This window comes from Nocardia sp. CA-119907 (assembly GCF_050955995.1).
In the GTDB taxonomy this organism is placed as follows: Bacteria; Actinomycetota; Actinomycetes; order Mycobacteriales; family Mycobacteriaceae; genus Nocardia.
Genome location: NZ_CP192091.1, coordinates 3,192,933 through 3,214,060, shown reverse-complemented (window position 1 = coordinate 3,214,060; position 21,128 = coordinate 3,192,933). Strand labels below are relative to the sequence as shown.

The following is a 21,128-nucleotide window of genomic DNA, read 5'->3' as shown; positions in this document are numbered from 1 at the left end:
TCATTGCAGCCCCTGGCGCCCGGGTAGGCACCGACGGCGGGTCCGACCGACCAGGTCAGGTGAGCCAGAACACAGACTTGGCGGGTCGGCGGACATGATGACCCCGCGCCCGGCAGACTTGAGCATTGTGGTTGCCCCCACTTTGCACCGGATCCACTCGCCATGGACGCGAACCGTCGACCTGCGCGATGAACTCCGCGCGGTCTGGTCGTGGGTGCGTCGCCCCGGGCTGGCGCGCCGACTCCTGCCGGAACTGCGCCAGCACCTATCGGGCGCACCGGCCAGCACCGCGTATGCGTTCACCTTGTTCGTCACCTGGTGGACACTGCGCGGAGTCGGCGATTCGGTGGAGCGCAGGCTGATCTTCTCGGCCTCGACCAACCTCTACAACATGCAGCACAACCCCATCCAGGTGCTGGTGGCCTCGGCGTTCTGGACCCAGGGTCAGTTTCCCTGGATCACCATCGCGGAGATTCTGGTGGTCATGGGCTTCGCCGAACGCTGGCTCGGCACCAGTCGCTGGATTCTGCTGTTCGCCACCGGGCATATCGGCGCCACGCTGCTCACCGTCACCGCGATCGATCACGCCATCGACCGCCACATCATCCCGGTGCGCGTGCAGTACGCCGCCGATGTCGGTACCAGCTACGGGTTCACGGCAGTACTGGCCGCCATGGCCTTCCACTTCCGCGGTGCGGTCCGCGTGGTATGGGCGGCGGTCATCATCATCGTCCTCGGCTCGGCGTTATTGATCGGTCCGACCTTCACCGACTACGGACATATGTGCGCGGCCCTGATCGGTTTGGCCGTCGGGCTCGTGGCTTCGACCTTCTGGCGTCGCGTCGAACGCCGGCGCGCCGCACGCGACACGAGCTCCGCTGCAACACAGGTTCCGGCGATCGCGACGACTCCGCTGCCGACGGCGGCCGACGACGTAAGTGCCGCCGATGCGACTGCCGTTGCGGCCCAGCCCCTACCCAGTACTGGCGGCCGGGCTGAGGCGGCGCTGCACCAGGCCGATGACCGGTTCGACGACGCGGGCCGCGATCGGGCCGAGCACCGCCATCAGTAGCACATAGGCCGAGGCGAGTCCGGCGAGCTCACCGGCGACCGCGCCCATACCCACCGCCAGACCCGCGATGACGATGGAGAATTCACCGCGCGCGACCAGTGCGGCGCCCGCTCGCGCCCGACCCATCCGACGGATGCCCTGTCGACTCGCCGCCCACCAGCCGGTCGCCACCTTGGTCACCACGGTGACCACCGCGAGCAGGATGGCCCAGCCGAGCACCGGCGGGATCGCACTCGGGTCGGTACTGAGTCCGAAGGCCACGAAGAAGATGGCGGCGAACAGATCCCGGATCGGTTCCAGCAGCTTCGTCGCCTCGTGCGCGGTCGAGCCGGAGATCGCGATGCCGAGCAGGAACGCGCCGACCGCCGCCGAGACGTTCAGCGCCGAGGCCAGTCCGGCGACCAGCAGCGCGGCACCGAGCAGCTTCAACAGGAATACCTCACGGTCGGCGCTGTCCACGATCGCCGACACGTACCGGCCGTACCGCAATGCCACCACGAGCACGACGGTGACGGTGGCCAAGGCGAGTCCCAGTACGGTGAGCCCGCTCAGGAAACTCGTGCCCGCCAGGATCGCGGTGAGGATCGGCAGATACATCGCCATCGCCAGATCCTCGAAGACCAGAATCGACAGGATCACCGGTGTTTCCCGGTTGCCGAGGCGCCCGAGATCATTGAGCACCTTGGCGACGATGCCCGAGGACGAGATATAGGTGACTCCGGCCAGCGTTATCGCTCCCGTCATCCCCCAGCCGAGTATCAGCGCGACCACCGCGCCGGGCGTCGCGTTGGCGACGATATCGACCAGCCCCGCGGCCCATGAGCGGCGCAGTCCGGTCACCAATTCGGCCGCGGTGTATTCCAGTCCGAGCAGCAACAACAGCAGCACAACGCCGATTTCGCCTGCGATATGGCCGAATTCGTTCGCGGCGCCGAGTTCGATGAATCCGCCCTGGCCGAAAGCCAGGCCGCCGAGCAGGTATAGCGGAATCGGGGACATGCCGAAGCGGGCCGCCACTCTCCCGAGCATGCCGAGGGCGAATAACACCGCCCCGAGCTCGATGAGGGCGAGCGCGGTTTCGTTCACGCTCTCACCCGTGCGTCAAGATCTTCGCGGCCGCGTCCAGACCGTCGGGTGTCCCGACGACCACGAGTATGTCATCGGCGGTAAAGGTGAAATCCGGTCCCGGCGAGGGGTGTAGCTGCCCCGCACGCATCACGGCGACAATGGAAGCCTTTGTGCGCGTGCGCATTCCGGTCTCGCCCAGGGTGCGGCCCTCATACGGCGAATCCTCGCCGATGGGTAGTTGGCGGGTGGTGATCCCGGGTAGGTCGCGGTGGTCCTCGCGTAGCTTTGCGACCAACTGCGGCGCGCCGAGCAGGTTCGCGAGCACCGACGCCTCGTCGGGGGTCAGCGGTACCTGGGCGGCGCAGGAGTCCGGGTCGTCGGGTTTGGAGACGATCAGATCAATGCCGCCGTCGCGGTGATCGACAACGCCGATCCGGCGGCCCGACCGCAGCTGAAAGTCTTTGCGTACCCCGATCCCGGGTAGGGCGGTGACGTCGACGTTCACATCCTCCACCCTAACCGGCAAAAACGACCAACCGCCCACGAGTCCCGCGATCGCGCCGCGAGCCGGACCACCGAGCCGATCCGCACCGGAACCGATGGCGAACATCGGCGCAGGTGTCGATCACGTCGGTCAACGGATCGACCACGCCTCCTTCCTTCGGCTGACCCGCGGATACCGCGGTGTGTGCTGTGATGGGTCGATGCGGCGGCAGTGGGAGGCCTTGTCGGCGACCGTGCAGGACGCGCTGGTCGCCGCCTTCGCGTTCGCGCTCGGTGCCGGGCTCTATCTCACCGGCCTGTTCGAGATGGCCAGCGACCTCAGCCGCCACCCGTCGCTGCCGGTGCGATTCGGGGTGCTCGCGCTGATCTGCGTGGCGAGCTTCCTACGGCGGCGCACACCGGTGCTGGCGCTCGGTATCGGGCTGATCCCGTTCGCGATCGATTTCGCACTCGGCCCGACGGTGCCGATCTGGCTCATCTATTCGGATCTGATCTATGCGGGTGTGCTGTATGCCGCACCCACGCGCTCGCGCTTCGTGGTCATGGTCTGCGGGGCGCTCTCGGCAGCGCTGACCCTATTGGCGCTGATACTCGGCGACTGGCGGATCGCGGTGATCACCATCGCGGCCCTGTTCGCCTTCGTCGCGACGCCGCTGTGGTGGGCGTTGTCGGTGCGCGGACACAAGGAGATCGCGGAGGCCGAACGTAGACGCGCACAAGCGATGAGCTTGGTCGCCGAACTGGATCGGCGCGCGGCCATCGCCGATGAACGCAAGACGATGGCGCGGGATCTGCACGATGTGATCGCGGGGCATCTGTCCGCCATCGCGATCCAGTCCGAGGCAGCGCTGGGTGTGCTGGCGCGGCAGCCGGTGCCGGACGGCCGAATCGACGATCCCGCTATCGCCGGGATCATTTCCTCGATCCGGTCCAATAGTGTCAGCGCACTGCAGGAGATGCGCACCATGATCGGTCTATTGCGCCGCGACGACGCCGCCGAGGACGACGCTGCGGCACCGCGCAAACTGGCCCAGCTGCCCATCCTGGTCGACGCCGCCCGCGCGGCCGGAATCACCGTGCGCGTGCGGGATTCGTTGAACGGGACACCGCTGCCGAGCGCGGTCGACCAGGCCGCCTACCGCATCGTCCAGGAAGCACTCACCAATGCCATGAAACATGCCCCGGGACAGGAGGTCGACATCGACGTGCGCGTGCAGGCAACGGCTTTGGCGGTGGCGGTACACAATCCCACCGTACCGACGCGCAATCGGTCGAATGAGCACGATATGGGCCATCGCGGACTGATGAATATGCGCGAGCGGGCCGTCGCCCTCGGCGGTACCTTCACCGCGGGACCGGCCGCGGGCGGCTGGGAAGTGCTTGCGCGGCTGCCGATCTCGACGACGGATCCGTCATGACGGCGGCATCGCACAGCGATTCGATGAGCGATGATGGCCGGAGGACGGGTGAGCCCATCCGCGTGCTGCTCGCCGACGATCACGGCGCGATCCGGGCCGGCCTGCGCATCATCCTGGAAACCGCCGCGGGCATCGAGGTGGTCGGTGAGGCCGCCGACGGCGATATCGCGGTGGCCCAGGCCAAAGCGCTGCGTCCAGATGTGGTGCTGATGGATGTCCGCATGCCCGGCGTCGACGGCATCACCGCCACCGGCCGCATCACCGCCGACGGCCTGGCCAGGGTGCTCATCCTGACCACCTTCGATCTGGACGAGTATGTCTTTCGCACACTGCGCGCGGGTGCGTCGGGATTCGTGCTGAAATCCGCATCCGGACAAGCACTTGTCGATGCGGTGCGCGCGGTGGCCGCGGGCGATGGCGTACTCGCGCCGGAGGTGACCGCCGCGGTGATCAACGCGTTCGCCTCGACCGACGCTCCACCGAGCGAGCCAGCGCCGGACGGCCTGGACGAACTCACCGAGCGCGAACGCGAGGTCCTCGACTGTCTCGGCGAAGGCCTGTCCAATGCGCAGATCGCCGCGCGGCTGTTCATCGGCGAGACGACGGTCAAGACGCATGTGTCGCGGGTGCTCACCAAACTCGGTGTGCGGTCGCGGGTTCAGGCCGCCATCGTGGCGCGCGAGGCCAGGGACCGGTAGTTCACGGCCCGGGGAAGTTCGGGTCCAGTGCGGCGAAGGTGCCGTCCGGACCGGGCTGATACTCGATGACGGCGGTGACCGCGCCGACCGGCAGCGGACCGTACAGGTGCGGGAACAACATCGATTCGGGGTCGGTCGGCACGCCCGGTTCCCACTTCACCGGCGCGCCGACGCGAGCCGGATCGATGCGCAACAGCACCATGTCACGACGGCCCGCGAACAGGCGGTTGGCCGGCAGATGCACCTGCTGTGGCGTGGACAGATGGATGAAACCGATCTCCGCGAACGACTCCGGACGGTACTCGCCGGTTTGCCGCGCGGTCAACCAGTCGGCGAGAGTGCAAATGTGAACGAGAGTGTGAGTGTCGTAGATCACGGGTAATCTCCCGGTAGACAACTGGATAGGTGTTCGTGATCGTGGTCGAGTGGACCTTCGATGCGTGGCCAGTGATGTTCGCCAGTAGCGAAATCCCAGGTTGTGTTATCGAAAACACACAGAATCACTTCCGGGAACAAAGCCCCCGTCCCGAACGTCTGACAGAGTAGTCATACCACTGCTGGGAAGTAGCGGTAGCGAGCCCGCGGAGTGACCACGGGCCCCACACCAGGTGAACGGACGGTAGTGCCGGGAGCCAGGACGGAGGAGTCATGCCAGGAACCCTGACAAGCACCCCACTGACCGCGGTCGATCGTTGCGACCGCTGCGGTGCCGCCGCACGAGTTCGTGCCGTACTGCCCGCAGGTGGAGAGTTGCTCTTCTGCCAGCACCACGCGAATGAACACATGGATCGCTTGCGTGAGCTCGAAGCCGTGATCGACACGGAATCGGCTCCCGCGCTCTGACCAGTCCTCGCGTCCCGACACAACAAGATCGCACAACAGAACATCGCTGATAGAACCGACAGCGGGCGACCCACAAGTCGCCCGCTGTCGGCGTTTGTTCATCGAAAGCGCTCACGCCGCTGCGGGATCGGCGAGAATGCCATCGAGCAGCTTCGCGAGTCCGAAGGCGAAGGCGCCCTCCGGGTCCGACGGCGCTTGATAGCGTTCGCCTACCGCCGCACCGACCCGCGATGCGATCGGGAACTCCGCCACCGACATGACCTCGGTGAGCAGCGGACCATGCTGCTCCCACCACTGTGCGTCGGTCAACTCCGCGGTACTGCGGATTCCGGCGATCGCCATCCGCGCATTGCCCGTCGCGAATTCCGAGAGCACCGCGATCACGCGGTCCATAGCTAGATCCGATAACCCGATCCCCTCGATCGCGGCCAACTGCCGTTCATAGCGGCGCATCCGTCCCGGGCCGAGCACCAGCCGCCACGGCGGCACCTCGAGCAGCCATGGATGGGCGATCAGCTCCGCACGCACCTGTTCGGCGATCGCGGCCATGCGATCGCGGACCGGCAGGTCGGCCGGGATCGGCGCGTCCTCATGGGCGACCGCGTCGACCATCAAGACGATCAGCGCATCCTTGCTCGGCACATAGGTGTAGAGGCTCATCGGCCGCAGACCCAGTTCGGCGGCGACGGCGCGAATCGACACCTTGGCGTACCCGTCCCGGTCGGCGAGGGCGATGGCGGCGGCGATCACCGCATCGACGCTCACCGTCTGCTTCGGCCCGCGGCCGCCGGAACGCGGCGGCACAGCATGCCGCCACAGCAGACTCATCAGTTGTTTCGCCTGGTCGGGATCGGTCACGTGACCCTCTCGGAATTAACCCGGTACGGTGTACGTTGTTACGATACTCCGTACACGATACGACGATCTAGGGGTCCGCTCTGCCAAGCACACAGGCCACATATCTCCCTGACCGCCACATGTTCGCACTGTGGACGTGGACCGGATCGCGCCCGGGCCGCGCGCCCGAGGGTGATCGCGAAACCGTCGCGCTCGCGGTGCCGACGGGACCCCATGGCGCGATCGAAGTAACCGAGGTGGACTGCGCACTGGTCGATCCGGACGATCTGGTGCATCTGGACCTCACCGATGCGGGTCCGTCCGTACTGGCTTGGCGCGCAGTACTTCAGGATGGGAGCGATCAGGACGATGCGGCTTCGGTCGACTCGCCGCCATTGATAGCAGACCGCTCTGGGCAGACTGCTCGAACAAGGCGAGCCCGGGCACACGAGGAGGTACGGCCGCCACCAGGTGCGGCGGATGCCGACCAGACCGATCAGGGGCGGCCGGACAGGACAGTGCTTCCCACTGCCGCGCATGCCGTGCCCGATGCGGTTGGGACGTCGATCGTATCCGCCGAGCGTGCGGTACGGGTTTTGCGCGAAACGCAGTGCGTTCGGACGGAATTGCAGGAGGGGCTGAAGGCGCAATTGCGGCCGTACCAGGCGCGTGGGGTGGGGTGGCTGCACGAGACGGTGGCGGCCCACGGCGGAGCGGTGCTGGCCGACGAGATGGGGCTCGGGAAGACGGTGCAGACCATTGGGTTTCTGCTCGGGCGGGGTGGGTCCGGTCCGCAGCTCGTGGTTTGTCCGACATCGGTGGTCGGGAACTGGGCGCATGAGATCACGCGGTTCGCGTCGGGGCTGCGACCGGTGGTGTGGCGCGGTGGCGAGGTCTCGGACGAGGCTGGCACGGTTGTGGTGATCGGATATCCGATGTTGCGGCTGCACGGCACTGCGCTGGCCGATCAGCGGTGGGCGACGGCGGTTTTCGACGAGGCGCAGGCGCTCAAGAATCCGCGTACACAGATATCCAAGGCCGCGCGGGCGCTTTCGGCGCAGGCCACCGTCGCGCTGACAGGTACGCCGGTGGAGAACCATCTCGAGGAGCTGTGGGCGCTGCTGAATCTGGTGACGCCACGGCTGTTCGGGCACCGCACCCAGTTCCGGCGGCGATTCGTCCGGCCGATCCACGAGGGGTCGGCGGCCGCGGCCGTCCGGTTGCGAGACACCCTCGAGCCGGTGTTGTTGGCGCGCAAGAAGGCACAGGTCGCCGCGTCACTGCCCGCGAAGATCCACAGCGATCTGCTCTGCGACCTCACCGCTGAACAGGAAGGGCTCTACGACCAACTGCTCGACAAGGCCATCGACGACGGCTTCGGGCACGGCGCTCAGCGGCAGAGCCGGGTGCTCGCGGCACTGACCGCCCTCAAACAGGTCTGCAACCATCCGGGCCTGATCACCGGCGAGCTCAGCGAATTGGCCGGCCGGTCCGGAAAGCTGGACCTGTGCACCGATATCGTGGCCAATAACCTCGAAACCGGTGCCCCGACACTGATATTCACTCAGTACCGCGCCACCGGCGACCTGCTTGTCCGCCACCTCGACGAGCAGTTCGGCGTGCGTGCCCCGTTCTTCCACGGTGGCCTCGATCAGGCCGAGCGCGCCGAGATCGTCACCGGCTTCCAGAGCGAGGATGGTCCGCCGATCCTGATTCTGAGTCTGCGCGCGGCGGGCACCGGACTCACTCTGACCCGGGCCGCCGATGTCATCCATTACGACCGGTGGTGGAATCCGGCCGTCGAGGCCCAGGCCTCCGACCGGGTGCACCGCATCGGCCAGACTCGGACCGTCACCATCACCACCCTCACCTCGGGTACCACCGTCGAGGAGCACATCGCGGGTATGCACGAGCGCAAATCCGCCCTCGCTGACCTCGGCGATTCGGCCGGTATCGCCGCGCTGGCCCGCCTCGACGACGATCAGCTCATCGAGATCCTGCGACGCAAGAGGGAGAACTGATGGCGGACAATGAATTCGGCTACACCGCCTGGGGGATGGACTGGGTCCGCCTCGCCGAACCCCTGCGCCAGACCCGTCCCGATCCGCTGCTGCCCCGGGCCCGCAGCATCGCCCGCAACAATGGCGTGCAGACCACCATCGAAGGACACGTCATCCGCGCCACCATCCACCGCGGCGGCCAAGCCTCGGTAACCTATCTCGAAGTCGCGCCACTGCCCCGCCCGGCCATGACCGCGATCACCGAAATCATTCCGGACACAACGGTACTCACCGACGATATGCACCGCGCCCTGGTCACCGCCGGTACCAGCCCCGCCCCCGTGCTGGCCGGGACGGACTGCTCCTGCTCGGCGCGCTCCGCCCGCTGCGTACACGTCCTCGCGGTGTATTACGACCTGGCCCGCCGCGTCGACGAGGACCCGCGCCTGGCCTTGGACCTCCAAGGCTATTTCCGAGCGGCACCGCAAGATCCGGAGGCTCCGGTCGAATCACCCCGATGGACCCCGCTCCATGCCCTCGACCCCGCGGACTACTTCGAGGCCCCGTTGCGTACAGTCCCGGTGCGGTAGGCCAGCCATACCCTGTTGATCATCTCGATGACAACGCGCTGACGACAATTCACGACCCGCGTCATTCGGGGCGCCGGGCTCGGAAGCGGAAACTCGTTGTCCCGGTTTCGATCTCGACGTCGGTGAAGCCGATGCCCGCGAGGCGGTCGGCGGCACGGTCCGGCGGTATCGGCAGGCAGGTGTCACCGAGATGCATCAGGCGGAATATCGGGCCGTCGAGGCCGTCGGTGCCGGCGAATACTCCGCCGGGACGCAGGACGCGCAGAGCCTCGGCGAACAGCGCGTCCTGTTCGTCGACGGTGGGGACGTGGTGCAGCATCGTGAAGCACACGACCGAATCGAATTGCCTCGGCGGCAAGGGCATATCCGCACCGTCGCCCTCGATGACGGTCATCGTGCCGCCGTGCCGGGTGCGCAATCGTCTGGCGAGCACCGGGTCGATTTCGACTCCGGTCAGCGTCGTCGTACGCTCCCGCAAGGCACGCACGTTCGCACCGTAACCGGGGCCGATCTCGAGTGCGCAGGCACCGAGGTCGAGGCCCGATAGCGCCCACGGGACGATCTTTGTCGCACTCATCCGCTCCCAGAGCGCCGATCGGCACAGGAGCCTGTGGAAGTAGTTCATCGCCATGCGGTTCACGCTAGGAGCGAACGGCGGTGACCACGACAGGCTACGGTGACAAGCTGTGTCGCCGAACGGCCAATCCCTGGTTCCGGGTCAACCCCGGCTGCCCCGTCGGACGCCCGGCGGATCCCTGGTGCTCCCGGCCGCGATCGGCGATACCGCCATGGTGTTCGGTGCCGGCGTCGTGCCAGCGGGCTACTGGTTCGACACCCATGAACATCCGCAGCATCAAATCGCCTGGGCGGCACGGGGTGTCATCGCCGTCGAGATCGGCGACGGTTACTGGGTGCTGCCACCGACGCGGGCACTGTGGATCCCCGGCGGCACCAGGCACCGAACCGGAACCACCGAGGGCGCGACCATGCGCGGCATCTTCGTGGCACCGGATCGGTGCCCGGTCTCCTTGTCCGCCCCGACCATGCTCCGTGTATCCCCTCTGCTGCACGAATTGTTCGACTACCTCACCCAGCCCGAAACCGCCGCCGCGCGACGCCAGCGCGCGGAGGCGGTGGTCTTCGATCTACTCGAGCCGGTCGATGTGATTTCGATCGGTGCGCGCCGACCCGTGGACACCCGAGCCGCACAGATCGCCGACGCGCTGACTCGCCATCCCGCCGATGATCGCACGCTCGGCGAGTTCGCCAACGCCGTCGCCACCAGTCCGCGCACCTTGGCCCGACTGTTCGTCGCCGAGACCGGAATCAGCTTCGGCCAGTGGCGGACTCAGATCCGCCTCGCGGCATCGCTTCCCCTGCTCGCCGAGGGCTTGCCGATCGCCCGAATCGCCGGACGCGTGGGCTATGCCACCCCGAGCGCCTACGTCGCCGCCTTCCGTCGCGCCGTCGGGGTATCCCCTGGCCGTTATTTCTCCCGGTAGCCAGGTCCACGCCCTCCGGTGGAGATTCGGCGGACCCGACGATCAGGCGTTGGTGCCACCGTCAACGGTGAAGATCGAACCCGTAATGCTGCGGCCGGAGGTCCCGGCGAGGAAGGCAACGGTGGCGGCGATGTCGTCGGCGGAGCCGAAGCGGCCGAGGGCGGTCAGGCCGATTTGCTGCGGGGCGTGGTCGCTGTCGGCCGGATTCATATCGGTGTCGGTTGAACCGGGTTGCACCAGATTCACCGTGATGTTTCGCGGACCCAATTCGCGCGCAAGCGCTTTCGTGAAGCCATTGAGCGCGGACTTGCTCAGGTTGTACAGCGCGAGTCCGCCGAACGCGGCGCGCTCGGACAGGTTGCTGCCGATGCTGATGATTCGCCCGCCCTCGGTCATATGGGTGACCGCCGCCTGCGCTCCGACGAACGCCGCACGCGCATGGATATTGAGTGCGCGATCGATCTCTTCGACGGTGAATTCCTCGAATGGTTTGGCAGGGAAGATGCCCGCGTTGTTGACCAGCACATCGAGCCTGCCCAATTCGGCCGCGACCCGATGCACGGCCGCGACGACGGCACCCGCGTCGGCGCTGTCGGCCTGAATCGCGACCGCCCGCCGCCCCGACGACTCCAATTCGGCGACCACCGATTTCGCCTGTAGCTCATTGTTCTGGTAGGTCAGCGCCACATCCGCGCCCGCATCGGCCAGGTGCCGGGCGATGGCCGCGCCGATTCCCCGACTGCCACCGGTCACCAGCGCCACCTTGCCCGTCAGATCCGACATCGCGACTCCTCCAATTTTTGTGTCGATCAGTACATAAATAGCTGAGCGCACGGGCCCGGACTGCGTCAAGGGGTATATTTAACGATCGACACAGAAAGGATCGGGTATGGCCGAACGAGGACGCCCCCGCGCTTTCGACCGCGAGGTCGCCCTGCGCCGCGCCATGGAGGTGTTCTGGGAGCACGGCTACGAGGGCTCGTCGATGAGCGATCTCACCGCGGCGATGGGCATCAACTCACCGAGTCTGTACGCGGCCTTCGGAGGTAAGGAAGACCTGTTCCGTGCGGCCGTCGACCTCTACGGCCGGACCGAAGGCGGCTACACCGCCCGTGCTCTGCGGGAGGAACCCACGGCACGCGCGAGCATCGAAGCGATGTTGCGCGACAACGCGATCGCCTACACCGTCGCGGATAAGCCGCACGGCTGCATGGTCGTGCTCGCCGGCTCCACATACACCACGCGCAGCGAGAGCATTCGCGACTTCCTGATCGAAAAGCGGCGCGAGACAACCGAAGACATCCGCGAACGTCTGGATCGCGGTATCGCCGAAGGTGATCTGCCCGCAGGCGCCGATACCGCCGCCCTGGCCAGTTTCTACACCACGGTCCTGTACGGCCTGTCGATCCGCGCGCGCGACGGCGCGACCCACGCCGAACTCTCCCAGTCCATCGACTGCGCCATGGCAGCCTGGCCGGTCTCCGCGGCGGCCCGCTGACCGAAGCTACTTGCGGCGCAATGCCGCGATGCGCTCACCGAGCTGATCTGCGGTCGCCAATGCCGTTGGCGGACCGCCACATTCACGCCGCAGCTCACCATGGATGACGCCGTGCGGCTTCCCGGTGCGATGGTGGTGCATGGCGACCAGGCTATTGAGCTCACGCCGCAGCTCACCGAGCTTGTCGGCGGTCGCGACGCGCTCGGCGGCCGAGGCGACCTGCGGGCCCGGATCGGGCGCGGCGACCGCACCGCGTTCGGCCAACTGCCGCGACTGCCGCTCCCGCAGCAGGGCTCGCATCTGGTCCGCGTCGAGCAGTCCGGGGATGCCGAGGTAATCGGCCTCCTCGGCACTACCGGCGAAAGTCGCGGTGCCGAAAGAGGATCCGTCGTAGATAACCTGGTCGAGCTCGGCGTCGGCGGCCAGCGCGACGAACGGCCGCTCGTCCTCCCCCGGCTCGTCCTGCTGCTTATTGGCCTCGATCAGCAGTTCGTCTTCGAGGCCGTTCTTCTCCCGATGCGGTTTGCCGATGACGTGATCGCGCTGCAGTTCCAGCTGCGCGGCCAGATCGAGCAATACCGGCACCGACGGCAGGAAGACGCTCGCGGTCTCGCCGGGCTTGCGCGCACGCACGAACCGGCCGATGGCCTGCGCGAAGTACAGCGGTGTCGAAGCGCTGGTCGCGTAGACGCCGACCGCGAGACGCGGCACGTCAACGCCTTCGGACACCATGCGCACCGCGACCATCCACGGCTGGGACGTATTGCTGAACTCGGCGATCCGATCCGAGGAGGACGGCTCATCCGACAGCACCAAGGCCGGCTTCTCACCTGAGATATGTTCCAGCAGTTCGGCGTAATCGCGGGCCCGTTCCTGATCGGTGGCGATCACCAGACCACCGGCGTCGGGCATACCGGTCGCGCGCAGCTGGCGCAGCCGGGTGTCCGCGGCGACCAGCACCTTGGACATCCAGTCCCCCGCCGGGTCCAGTGCGGTGCGCCACGCGCGGGCGGTGTGTTCGGCGCTCAGCGGCTCGCCGAGGCGGGCGGAATACTCCTCGCCCGCGCTGTCGCGCCAGTGGGCCTCACCGGAGTACGCGAGGAAGACCACCGGGCGGACTACGCCGTCGGCCAGCGCCTCGGCATAGCCGTAGGCATGGTCGGCGCGTGAGCGCGGGAAACCCGCTTCATCGGGTTCGTAGGTGACGAATGGGATCTGACTGTCGTCGCTGCGGAACGGGGTTCCGGTCAGGGCGAGCCGCCGGGTGGCGTCACCGAAGGCCTCGGCGGTCGCATCGCCCCAGGACTTGGCATCGCCCGCATGGTGGATCTCGTCGAGAATCACCAGCGTTCTGCGTCTTTCGGTGCGCACCCGGTGCCGCGAGGGATGCGAGGCGATCTGCGCGTAGGTGACCACGACGCCGTGATAGTCGCCGGAGGTCGCGCCGGTCGCATTGGAGAAGCGCGAGTCCAGCTGAATGCCCGCGCGGGCCGCGGACTGGGCCCACTGGTGTTTGAGATGTTCGGTCGGAGCGACCACGGTGATCTGGTCGACGGTGCGGTCGGCCAGCAGTTCGGCCGCGACCCGCAGCGCGAAGGTGGTCTTACCGGCGCCCGGCGTCGCCACCGCGAGGAAGTCCCTCGGTTTGGTGGCCAGATATTTCATCAGCGCCCGGCGCTGCCAGGCACGTAGCGAACCACCCGTGGAACCCGCGGCCCGCGATGTCTGCGAATCGCCCGGTGTTTCCGCTTCTCCCGCCACAGCGGCGCCACCCGACACAGTCACGCAGACGACCCTAGCTGTCCCCCATGGCGTGTCGCCAAACCGACGCGGCGTGGGCGACGGGCGTCACATCCGAACGGCGCGCAACGCCCTGTTCATCTGCTGCCCATCGACGCGATGCGATGGCAAACCAGAACAATATGCTCGGATGCGCGATGCTGTAGGCATCATGACCGACGATGGTGCCCCAGCTCGTGAGTCCCCCGGGACCGGCGACCAGCCGATCCACAGCGGCGGTGGCGACGTGCAACCCACTGCGGCGATGTATGCCCGGCGCGCCGCCGCACGGGTAGCGCACGCCTCGCGACAGGGCGGCAAACTCGTCGTGCGGGTGGCGGTGAAGGCATGGAACGATTCGATTTTCACCAAATCCGCGGCCGCGGCGTTCTGGCAGACGATGTCGCTGGCGCCGCTGCTGTTCGGTGTGCTCGGCAGCCTCGGTTACGTCGGGGAATGGTTCGGCCCCGATACCGTGCAGATCGTCGAGCAGAAGATCATCGCGTTCAGCCGGGACCTGTTCAGCGCCAGTGTGGTCAGCGATCTGATCGAACCGACGGTCACCGATGTGCTCGGCCGCGGGCGCGCCGCCTATGTTTCGGTGGGCTTCGTACTGTCGCTGTGGGCCGGATCCTCGGCGATGTCGACCTTCGTGGATTCCATTGTCGAGGCGCATGGGCAGAAGGACGCCCGGCATCCGGTGTGGCAACGCATCTTCGCACTGCTGCTGTATGTGCTGTTCCTGGTGGTGGCGGTGTTCCTGCTGCCGCTGATCGCCCTGGGCCCGACATTGATCGGACGGGTGCTGCCGGATTCGTGGCGCGAGCCGGGGCTGCGACTGATCGACTCGTTCTACTACCCGGGTGTCGGCCTCGTGCTGATCATCGGGCTCACCACGCTCTACAAGCTGGCGCTGCACAAATCTCTGCCATGGCACCGGTTGTTCGGCGGGGCGCTGGTCGCGGGCGTGTTCTTCATGGCCGCCAGCGAAGGCCTGCGCCGCTACCTGGCCTGGGTCGCCAGGACCGGCGTCAGCTACGGCGCGCTCGCCACGCCGATCGCCTTCCTGCTGTTCACGTTCTTCCTGGGCTTCGCGGTGATCCTCGGCGCCGAATTCAATGCCGCGGTCCAGGAATTCTGGCCGGCCCGCAGCACCCGCATCGACCAGGTGAAGGAATGGTTGTCCAACCAGTTGGGCGGCGACGGATCCGATGATTCCGAGACCGACGACGCGTCCAGCGCCGACGATCTCGGCAGGGCGAAGCCCCCGAACCCTTCAGGAGCTCAGGCGCCGATCACACGGGCAGACGACAGCGACGCCGATGCCGCCCGGGCACATCTGCACGCGCCGGACGCCACGGCACCGCGGACGGAGCCGGCTCAGCCCTTGCGCAGGCCGTCGTAGACCTTCTTGCACTCCGGGCAGACCGGCGAGCCGGGCTTCGGGGAGCGGGTCACCGGGAAGACCTCACCACACAGGGCGACCACGTGGGTGCCCATGACGGCGCTCTCGGCGATCCTGTCCTTCTTCACGTAGTGGAAGAACTTCGGGGTGTCGTCGCCCGTCGTCTCATCGGTGGTCGTATCCGGGCGAACCAGAGTGTCATTACTCACGGATTCCATGATGCCGCATCGGCGCGAACTCGGCCGATCACGGTCGGTTGCGCGCGCGTTCGCGCAGCTGACCAGGCCATGTGCGGTCCGGACTCGACAGTGGAAGACTCAGGGTATGCAGCAGTACGGCGACTCCCCTCACGCCGACGACATCGGCAGCGGTGATCGCCACGACGTGGCAATGCCGAAGCCTCCTCGCAAATCCACCGGCTACTTCCCGGGCAATGACGAGAAGCATCCGTTGCTGATCACCGAGGCGGCGCCGTCACTGGATGACCAGCACCGCGCACGGGTCCGTCGCTACACCATCATCATGGCCTTCCGCATTCCCTGCCTGATCCTCGCCGCGGTCGCCTACAGCATGTTCAACAGCGCCCTGTTGTCCATCCTGATCATCACCGCGTCCATCCCCCTCCCCTGGATCGCGGTCCTCATCGCCAATGACCGCCCGCCCCGCCGCAAGGACGAACCCAGCCGTTGGGACCGCCCCCGCACCGCCATCGAATCCCACCCCCACCGCGCCATCGACACCTGACCCACCCCAGCCCCCAGCTGGACAGGCGATCACCATGCGCTCATGCAGGCGCCGCATGAGCGCATTCTCGTTGTTGGGGGTGTGGGTTCGGGTGGTTAGGGGTGGCGGCGGATGGTGGCGGACATGAGGGCTGCTGCGGCGCATAGGGCGCCGGCGATGTACCAGGCCAGGTTGTAGGAGCCCTGGAGGTCGCGGATGACGCCTGCGCCGGTTGCGGCGATGGCGGAGCCGATTTGGTGGGAGGCGAAGACCCAGCCGAAGGCGACGGGGCCGTCGGCGCCGAAGAGTTCGCGACAGAGCAGGACGGTTGGTGGGACCGTTGCGATCCAGTCGAGGCCGTAGAAGATGATGAAGACCCACATGGTCGGCTGGGTGTCCGGGGCGAATAGCGACGGCAGGATCAGTAGCGACAGGCCGCGCAGGGTGTAGTAGCCGACCAGCAGGTAGCGGGGGTCGGCCCGGTCGGTGAGCCAGCCGGAGAAGATGGTGCCCGCCACATCGAAGATGCCGACCAGGGCCAGCAGACTCGCGGCGGTGGTCGGCGGCATGCCGTGATCGTGTGCGGCACTGACGAAATGGGTCCCGACCAGGCCGTTGGTGGAGGCGCCGCAGATCGCGAATCCGCCTGCGAGCAGCCAGAATCCGGGTGTGCGCGCGATTGTGGCCAGCACGGTCAGCGCCCGGGTCGCGCCACCGGAGGCGGGGACGCGGAGCCCGGCCGTGCTGCCCGGTTCGGCACCGTAGGCGGAAACGCCGACGTCACTGGGAAAGTCGCGGATGAACAACAGGACCAGCGGCACCACCGCCAGCGCGACGCCCGAGACGATCACCGAGGGCACCCGCCAACCGTGCGCATGCGCCACCGCCGATACCAGCGGCAGGAAGATCAGCTGCCCGGTCGCGCCCGCCGCGGTGAGCACGCCGGTCACCAAGCCACGCTGGCGCACGAACCAGCGGCCGGTGATCGTGGCCACGAACGGCATCGACATCGAGCCGACGCCGATACCGACCAGCAGGCCCCAGGTCGCGACCAAATGCCAAGGCTGGGTCATGAATACGGTGAGCCCGCTGCCCGCCGCGACGAGTACCAGTGCGCACGCGACCACCCGTCGAATGCCGAACCGATCCATCAGCGCCGCGGCGAACGGCGAAATCAGACCGTACAGCAGCAGATTCAGCGAGACCGCGGCCCCGATGGTGCCGTGCGACCAACCGAACTCCTCGTGCAGCGGATCCAGCAGCACACTCGGCACCGAACGGAACGCGGCCGCGCCGAGCAGTGCGATGAATCCCACACCAGCGACGATCCAGGCGGGGTGCAGCCGCCGCGTCCCGGTATCGACAGGTCCCGGCGGCGGCGATGTTCGCAGTTCGGTCACCCGCTGAGACTGCCGGAATTTCGCGCGCCGAACGAGTGGCCGGAATGCCATAAACCGCCAAGATCGTGCCAGACACGCCGGATCGGAAACTACCTCGACAGCATCAGGCGCTGCCCCTACTGTGTGGCGGGGAAACGCGGCGGGAACCTCCCCCGGCGCAAGTGATGTGCGACACACCTGCGCCGAATAGCGTGCAGGACGCCGTCGAAGCGCGGAAGGTGCGACACCATCGCACGGCGCTCTCGACACGAGAGCTTCCGCAGGAAACAGGAGACACAGCATGATTCGGTGGGTCTGGGCCTTCCTCGATCGCCCGACACAACGTTTCGACGAATGCACGACGTTCTGGTCGACGATCACCGGCACCCAGCTCTCGCCCCGGCGCGGCGACAACGACGAATTCCTCACGCTCCTACCGGATCCCGCACTGTTCGCGGCCGCAGGCGTCAAGATGCAGGCGGTGACCGGACTCGGCGGTGTGCACCTCGATATCGATGTCGACGATGTCACCGCCGCGGTCCGCATCGCACTCGATCTCGACGCCGAACTGGTCGCCAACCACAAGAGCTATGCCGTTCTGCGCTCACCCGGCGGTCAGATCTTCTGCTTCACCCCGAGCGGCCGCGCCAAAGGCACACCCGCACCGGCCTTCCGCGCCCCGGACGGCACCCTGACCCGCCTCGACCAGGTCTGCCTCGATATCGGACCCACCGGCCACGCCGCCGAAACCCGGTTCTGGACCACCCTCACCAACTGGGACCTGACCCAAGGCCGTCTGCCCGAATTCGCCCGCCTGCGCGCGAAAGAGCCGATGCCCGTACACCTTCTGCTGCAACGCCTCGGCGAAGACCGCCCGACCAGCGCGCATATCGACCTGGCCTCCGCCGATATCGATGCCACCGCGGCCTGGCACCAGTCCCTCGGCGCGACCCTCGTCGAACGCCATGAGCACTGGATCGTCATGTCGGACCCCGCCGACGCCCTGTACTGCATCACCGGGCGCGACCCGAACGGCGTCTGATCCGCGCGGGCACTGAGGAGATTGCGCCCGCACCAACAACCCATACGCCGAGCAGGGGTCCATACCGACAACCCGAACCTGGCAAGGCTCTCGCCCGGCGCTGGCCGTCTCGTCCGGCGCAGGCCGTCTCGTCCGGCGCAGGCCATCTCATCCGGCGCTGGCCCCCACGTCCGGCGCTGGCCGCCACGTCCGGCGCAGACCGTCACCTCCGGCGCAGGCCATCACGTCCGGCGCTGGCCGCCACGCCCCGCGCAGGCCATCACGGCCGACGCAGACCGCCACGCCCCGCGCAGGCCATCACGGCCGACGCAGACCGCCACCTCCGGCCCAGGCCATCACGGCCGACGCAGACCGCCACCTCCGGCCCAGGCCATCACGGCCGACGCAGACCGCCACCTCCGGCCCAGGCCATCACGGCCGACGCAGACCGCCACCTCCGGCCCAGGCCATCACGGCCGACGCAGACCGCCACCTCCGGCCCAGGCCATCACGGCCGACGCAGACCGCCACCTCCGGCCCAGGCCATCACGGCCGACGCAGACCGCCACCTCCGGCCCAGGCCATCACGGCCGACGCAGACCGCCACCTCCGGCCCAGGCCATCACGGCCGACGCAGACCGCCACCTCCGGCCCAGGCCATCACGGCCGACGCAGACCGCCACCTCCGGCCCAGGCCATCACGGCCGACGCAGACCGCCACCTCCGGCCCAGGCCATCACGGCCGACGCAGACCGCCACCTCCGGCCCAGGCCATCACGGCCGACGCTGGCCATCACGGCCGACGCTGGCCATCACGGCCGACGCTGGCCATCTCGCCCGGCGCTGGCCGCCACGTCCGGCGCAGGCCATCTCGCCCGGCGCAGGCCCTCTCATCAGGCGCTGACCATCACGTCGGGCATCGGCCCTCTCATCAGGCACCGGCCATCTCGCCCGGCGTCGGCCATCTCATCCAGCGCTGACCATCACGTCCGGTGCTGGCCATCATGTCCGGCCTCGACCATCTCCTGGCATCAGCCGTCTCCCGCATCGGCCCTCCCGCGCGGTACAGGTCGCCGAGCGCGGACCAGGTGACACGACGGACACGTTTCGGTTGCTGGCGTGTCGCGGTGGCAGAGTACCCATGTGGCTATTAACCAGACGACCACCGGATCGCTGCTCACCGCGCTGTGCCCCGATCTGCGGGCCGCGTTGACCCGCGTCGGGTACGACGCCGACACGCTGCTCGAAGTGCTCGGGCCCGATGCACACGCGGCGCTCGGCCGCTCCGAACCGGTACCGGTGCGCCGAGCCGCGCGCTCGGCCGGTGCTCTCGGCACCCTGATCCGTCTGTTGCTGCTCGGTGACGCGCTGCCCGAACGCGAGGTCGCGGCCGCACTGGCACCGCTGGATATCGATCGCGCGGTGGTGGCGGGCCTGCTGACCCGCGATGGCGACGACGTGCGCGCGGCCCTGGATCTGCGCCCGCTCGACACCGGCGGTGGCACCCGCTGGATCCTGTCCGACCTCGACGATTCGATGCGCAGGCGCACGCTGAGCGAGGACCATGTGCTCGGCGTCGGCCATGCCTCGCTCTCGCTGCTGCGCGCCACCCCGACCCGCCGCGTCGGTTCGGTCCTCGATCTCGGCACCGGTTGTGGCGTCCAGGCCGTACACGCCGCCGCTTACGCCGATCGCGTAACCGCCACCGACGTGAATGCCCGCGCCCTGTGGCTGGCCGAGGCCACGGCTGCGCTCAATGAACTCGATATCGAACTCCTCGAAGGATCCTGGTTCGAACCGGTCGCCGGTCGCCGCTTCGACCAAGTGGTCGCCAATCCGCCGTTCGTCGTCGGCCCCGCCCGCATCGAACACACCTACCGCGACTCCGGCCTCGCCCTGGACGGCGCAAGCGAATTGGTGATCTCGCAGGCCTCCGATCTGCTCGCACCCGGCGGCACCGCCGCGATGCTGGCGGCCTGGGTGCATGTGGACGGCGAGGATTGGCGCCAACGGGTTTCGTCCTGGTTGCCCGCGCACGGCGTCGACGCCTGGGTGGTCCAGCGCGATATCGCCGATCCGGCCCTCTATGTCGGAACCTGGTTGCGCGACGCGGGTTTGGATCCGCGCGACCCGGCCGCACAGGCCCGCGCCGAACAGTGGCTCGATGCCTTCACCGCCGCCGATGTCGATGGCATCGGCTTCGGCTTCGTCTACCTGCACGCCATCGACGGCCCAACCGAATTGCTCGCCGAGGACCTGACCCACGGCTTCGACGATCCGCTCGGCGCCGAGGCCACCGCGTATTTCGCGCGCTCGGCCTGGCTGCGCCGCGCTGCCGCCTCCGAAAACCTGGCCTGGACTTCGCGTTTCGTCGTCGATTCGGCCACCGCGCTGGAGCGGGTCTACCTGCACGGCGAATTCGGCTGGGACCAGCAGGTAGCACGGCTGCATCGCGGCGACGGTCCGCGCTGGCAGCACGAGGTGGATGAGTCCACCATCGCACTCGTGGCGGGAATGCGCCCCGACGGTTTGCCGTTGCAAGAGCTGGTCGAACTGCTCGCACTCGCAGATGGCATCGACGAGGTCACAGAGGAGTTCGCGGCCGACGCATTGTCCGTGGTGGTCGGGTTGGTTCGCCACGGTTTGGTACGGCCCGTGTAACGAAGCGGCAACCGCACGCCTCGCATCCGAGACATCGCGCACGGGCTGTTCCGACAGGGTGGGGTTCTCAGGAACTTCTCAGACGCGAGTAACGGAAACCGCAGTTCAGAGCGGTTTATCGGAGCAGTAG

General features: G+C 67.6%; 21 protein-coding genes. 12 read left to right on the top strand and 9 right to left on the bottom strand.

Annotated features, from left to right (window positions below):
- Positions 1-127 precede the first annotated feature (127 nt).
- On the top strand, positions 128-1,072 hold the full coding sequence (locus ACQP2D_RS14160) for a rhomboid-like protein (RefSeq protein WP_433684154.1): 945 nt from the start codon (positions 128-130) through the stop codon (positions 1,070-1,072).
- Here the strand turns inward: ACQP2D_RS14160 and ACQP2D_RS14155 are convergent.
- Both ACQP2D_RS14155 and ACQP2D_RS14150 read right to left on the bottom strand, forming a co-directional pair.
- On the bottom strand, positions 974-2,158 hold the full coding sequence (locus ACQP2D_RS14155; protein ID WP_433684153.1) for a cation:proton antiporter: 1,185 nt from the start codon (positions 2,156-2,158) through the stop codon (positions 974-976). The two genes, ACQP2D_RS14160 and ACQP2D_RS14155, sit on opposite strands and share 99 nt — an antisense overlap.
- A 4-nt stretch (positions 2,159-2,162) precedes the next feature.
- A complete protein-coding gene (locus ACQP2D_RS14150) occupies positions 2,163-2,645 on the bottom strand; it encodes a cation:proton antiporter regulatory subunit (RefSeq protein ID WP_433684152.1) in 483 nt (160 codons plus the stop codon).
- Between the two features lie 199 nt (positions 2,646-2,844).
- Between ACQP2D_RS14150 and ACQP2D_RS14145 the strand changes: the two genes are divergently transcribed.
- On the top strand, positions 2,845-4,062 hold the full coding sequence (locus ACQP2D_RS14145) for a sensor histidine kinase (protein WP_433684151.1): 1,218 nt from the start codon (positions 2,845-2,847) through the stop codon (positions 4,060-4,062).
- Entirely contained in the window at positions 4,059-4,760 is a 702-nt protein-coding gene (locus ACQP2D_RS14140; RefSeq protein ID WP_433684150.1) for a response regulator, read from the top strand. The genes ACQP2D_RS14145 and ACQP2D_RS14140 overlap by 4 nt, the downstream gene beginning before the upstream one ends.
- A 1-nt stretch (position 4,761) precedes the next feature.
- On the opposite strand, the gene ACQP2D_RS14135 is transcribed toward ACQP2D_RS14140, so the two are convergent.
- Positions 4,762-5,136, bottom strand: a complete 375-nt coding sequence (locus ACQP2D_RS14135; RefSeq protein WP_433684148.1) for a DUF952 domain-containing protein — start codon at positions 5,134-5,136, stop codon at positions 4,762-4,764.
- Between the two features lie 272 nt (positions 5,137-5,408).
- Between ACQP2D_RS14135 and ACQP2D_RS14130 the strand changes: the two genes are divergently transcribed.
- Positions 5,409-5,603 (top strand): DUF7455 domain-containing protein, encoded by a 195-nt coding sequence (locus ACQP2D_RS14130; protein WP_029903635.1) that lies wholly within the window; start codon positions 5,409-5,411, stop codon positions 5,601-5,603.
- A gap of 111 nt (positions 5,604-5,714) precedes the next feature.
- Here ACQP2D_RS14130 and ACQP2D_RS14125 read toward each other — a convergent pair whose 3' ends face one another.
- Entirely contained in the window at positions 5,715-6,431 is a 717-nt protein-coding gene (locus ACQP2D_RS14125) for a TetR/AcrR family transcriptional regulator C-terminal domain-containing protein (protein WP_433685650.1), read from the bottom strand.
- A gap of 149 nt (positions 6,432-6,580) precedes the next feature.
- Between ACQP2D_RS14125 and ACQP2D_RS14120 the strand changes: the two genes are divergently transcribed.
- Entirely contained in the window at positions 6,581-8,461 is a 1,881-nt protein-coding gene (locus tag ACQP2D_RS14120; RefSeq protein WP_433684147.1) for a DEAD/DEAH box helicase, read from the top strand.
- Entirely contained in the window at positions 8,461-9,030 is a 570-nt protein-coding gene (locus ACQP2D_RS14115; protein ID WP_433684146.1) for an SWIM zinc finger family protein, read from the top strand. Before ACQP2D_RS14120 ends, ACQP2D_RS14115 begins: the two co-directional genes overlap by 1 nt.
- Before the next feature lie 61 nt (positions 9,031-9,091).
- Here ACQP2D_RS14115 and ACQP2D_RS14110 read toward each other — a convergent pair whose 3' ends face one another.
- Positions 9,092-9,661: a class I SAM-dependent methyltransferase gene (locus ACQP2D_RS14110; protein WP_433684145.1), complete on the bottom strand. Its 570-nt coding sequence runs from the start codon at positions 9,659-9,661 to the stop codon at positions 9,092-9,094.
- 55 nt (positions 9,662-9,716) lie between these two features.
- Here ACQP2D_RS14110 and ACQP2D_RS14105 point away from each other — a divergent pair, with 55 nt between their 5' ends.
- Positions 9,717-10,532, top strand: a complete 816-nt coding sequence (locus ACQP2D_RS14105) for an AraC family transcriptional regulator (protein ID WP_433684144.1) — start codon at positions 9,717-9,719, stop codon at positions 10,530-10,532.
- 42 nt (positions 10,533-10,574) lie between these two features.
- Here ACQP2D_RS14105 and ACQP2D_RS14100 read toward each other — a convergent pair whose 3' ends face one another.
- The gene (locus ACQP2D_RS14100) at positions 10,575-11,315 is read right to left on the bottom strand and encodes an SDR family NAD(P)-dependent oxidoreductase (protein WP_433684143.1); all 741 of its coding nucleotides are present in this window, start codon (positions 11,313-11,315) and stop codon (positions 10,575-10,577) included.
- Positions 11,316-11,421: 106 nt separating this feature from the next.
- Here ACQP2D_RS14100 and ACQP2D_RS14095 point away from each other — a divergent pair, with 106 nt between their 5' ends.
- Positions 11,422-12,030, top strand: a complete 609-nt coding sequence (locus tag ACQP2D_RS14095; RefSeq protein WP_433684142.1) for a TetR/AcrR family transcriptional regulator — start codon at positions 11,422-11,424, stop codon at positions 12,028-12,030.
- A 6-nt stretch (positions 12,031-12,036) separates the two neighbouring features.
- Here the strand turns inward: ACQP2D_RS14095 and ACQP2D_RS14090 are convergent, their stop codons facing one another.
- Positions 12,037-13,695, bottom strand: coding sequence for a DEAD/DEAH box helicase (locus ACQP2D_RS14090; RefSeq protein ID WP_433685649.1), 1,659 nt, complete (start codon positions 13,693-13,695; stop codon positions 12,037-12,039).
- Between the two features lie 379 nt (positions 13,696-14,074).
- Between ACQP2D_RS14090 and ACQP2D_RS14085 the strand changes: the two genes are divergently transcribed.
- Positions 14,075-15,214, top strand: a complete 1,140-nt coding sequence (locus tag ACQP2D_RS14085) for a YihY/virulence factor BrkB family protein (protein ID WP_433685648.1) — start codon at positions 14,075-14,077, stop codon at positions 15,212-15,214.
- Here the strand turns inward: ACQP2D_RS14085 and ACQP2D_RS14080 are convergent.
- A complete protein-coding gene (locus ACQP2D_RS14080) occupies positions 15,190-15,432 on the bottom strand; it encodes a DUF3039 domain-containing protein (protein ID WP_433684141.1) in 243 nt (80 codons plus the stop codon). The genes ACQP2D_RS14085 and ACQP2D_RS14080 overlap by 25 nt on opposite strands.
- Before the next feature lie 172 nt (positions 15,433-15,604).
- Here ACQP2D_RS14080 and ACQP2D_RS14075 point away from each other — a divergent pair, with 172 nt between their 5' ends.
- Positions 15,605-15,958: a DUF3099 domain-containing protein gene (locus tag ACQP2D_RS14075; protein WP_433685647.1), complete on the top strand. Its 354-nt coding sequence runs from the start codon at positions 15,605-15,607 to the stop codon at positions 15,956-15,958.
- A 95-nt stretch (positions 15,959-16,053) separates the two neighbouring features.
- Here ACQP2D_RS14075 and ACQP2D_RS14070 read toward each other — a convergent pair whose 3' ends face one another.
- Positions 16,054-17,388 carry an MFS transporter gene (locus ACQP2D_RS14070; protein WP_433684140.1) on the bottom strand — a complete coding sequence of 445 codons (1,335 nt, stop codon included), beginning with the start codon at positions 17,386-17,388 and terminating at the stop codon, positions 16,054-16,056.
- Between the two features lie 229 nt (positions 17,389-17,617).
- Between ACQP2D_RS14070 and ACQP2D_RS14065 the strand changes: the two genes are divergently transcribed.
- A complete protein-coding gene (locus tag ACQP2D_RS14065; RefSeq protein WP_433684138.1) occupies positions 17,618-18,358 on the top strand; it encodes a VOC family protein in 741 nt (246 codons plus the stop codon).
- A 1,122-nt stretch (positions 18,359-19,480) separates the two neighbouring features.
- A complete protein-coding gene (locus tag ACQP2D_RS14060; protein WP_433684137.1) occupies positions 19,481-20,998 on the top strand; it encodes a DUF7059 domain-containing protein in 1,518 nt (505 codons plus the stop codon).
- Positions 20,999-21,128 lie beyond the last annotated feature (130 nt).

Coding starts and splice junctions, on each gene's coding strand:
- ACQP2D_RS14145 (WP_433684151.1), top strand. CDS start 2,845: ATGCGGCGGCAGTGGGAGGCCTTGTCGGCGACCGTGCAGGACGCGCTG.
- ACQP2D_RS14140 (WP_433684150.1), top strand. CDS start 4,059: ATGACGGCGGCATCGCACAGCGATTCGATGAGCGATGATGGCCGGAGG.
- ACQP2D_RS14130 (WP_029903635.1), top strand. CDS start 5,409: ATGCCAGGAACCCTGACAAGCACCCCACTGACCGCGGTCGATCGTTGC.
- ACQP2D_RS14125 (WP_433685650.1), bottom strand. CDS start 6,431: ATGAGTCTGCTGTGGCGGCATGCTGTGCCGCCGCGTTCCGGCGGCCGC.
- ACQP2D_RS14120 (WP_433684147.1), top strand. CDS start 6,581: ATGTTCGCACTGTGGACGTGGACCGGATCGCGCCCGGGCCGCGCGCCC.
- ACQP2D_RS14115 (WP_433684146.1), top strand. CDS start 8,461: ATGGCGGACAATGAATTCGGCTACACCGCCTGGGGGATGGACTGGGTC.
- ACQP2D_RS14110 (WP_433684145.1), bottom strand. CDS start 9,661: ATGGCGATGAACTACTTCCACAGGCTCCTGTGCCGATCGGCGCTCTGG.
- ACQP2D_RS14100 (WP_433684143.1), bottom strand. CDS start 11,315: ATGTCGGATCTGACGGGCAAGGTGGCGCTGGTGACCGGTGGCAGTCGG.
- ACQP2D_RS14095 (WP_433684142.1), top strand. CDS start 11,422: ATGGCCGAACGAGGACGCCCCCGCGCTTTCGACCGCGAGGTCGCCCTG.
- ACQP2D_RS14090 (WP_433685649.1), bottom strand. CDS start 13,695: ATGAAATATCTGGCCACCAAACCGAGGGACTTCCTCGCGGTGGCGACG.
- ACQP2D_RS14085 (WP_433685648.1), top strand. CDS start 14,075: ATGTATGCCCGGCGCGCCGCCGCACGGGTAGCGCACGCCTCGCGACAG.
- ACQP2D_RS14080 (WP_433684141.1), bottom strand. CDS start 15,432: ATGGAATCCGTGAGTAATGACACTCTGGTTCGCCCGGATACGACCACC.
- ACQP2D_RS14075 (WP_433685647.1), top strand. CDS start 15,605: ATGCCGAAGCCTCCTCGCAAATCCACCGGCTACTTCCCGGGCAATGAC.
- ACQP2D_RS14070 (WP_433684140.1), bottom strand. CDS start 17,388: ATGGCATTCCGGCCACTCGTTCGGCGCGCGAAATTCCGGCAGTCTCAG.
- ACQP2D_RS14065 (WP_433684138.1), top strand. CDS start 17,618: ATGATTCGGTGGGTCTGGGCCTTCCTCGATCGCCCGACACAACGTTTC.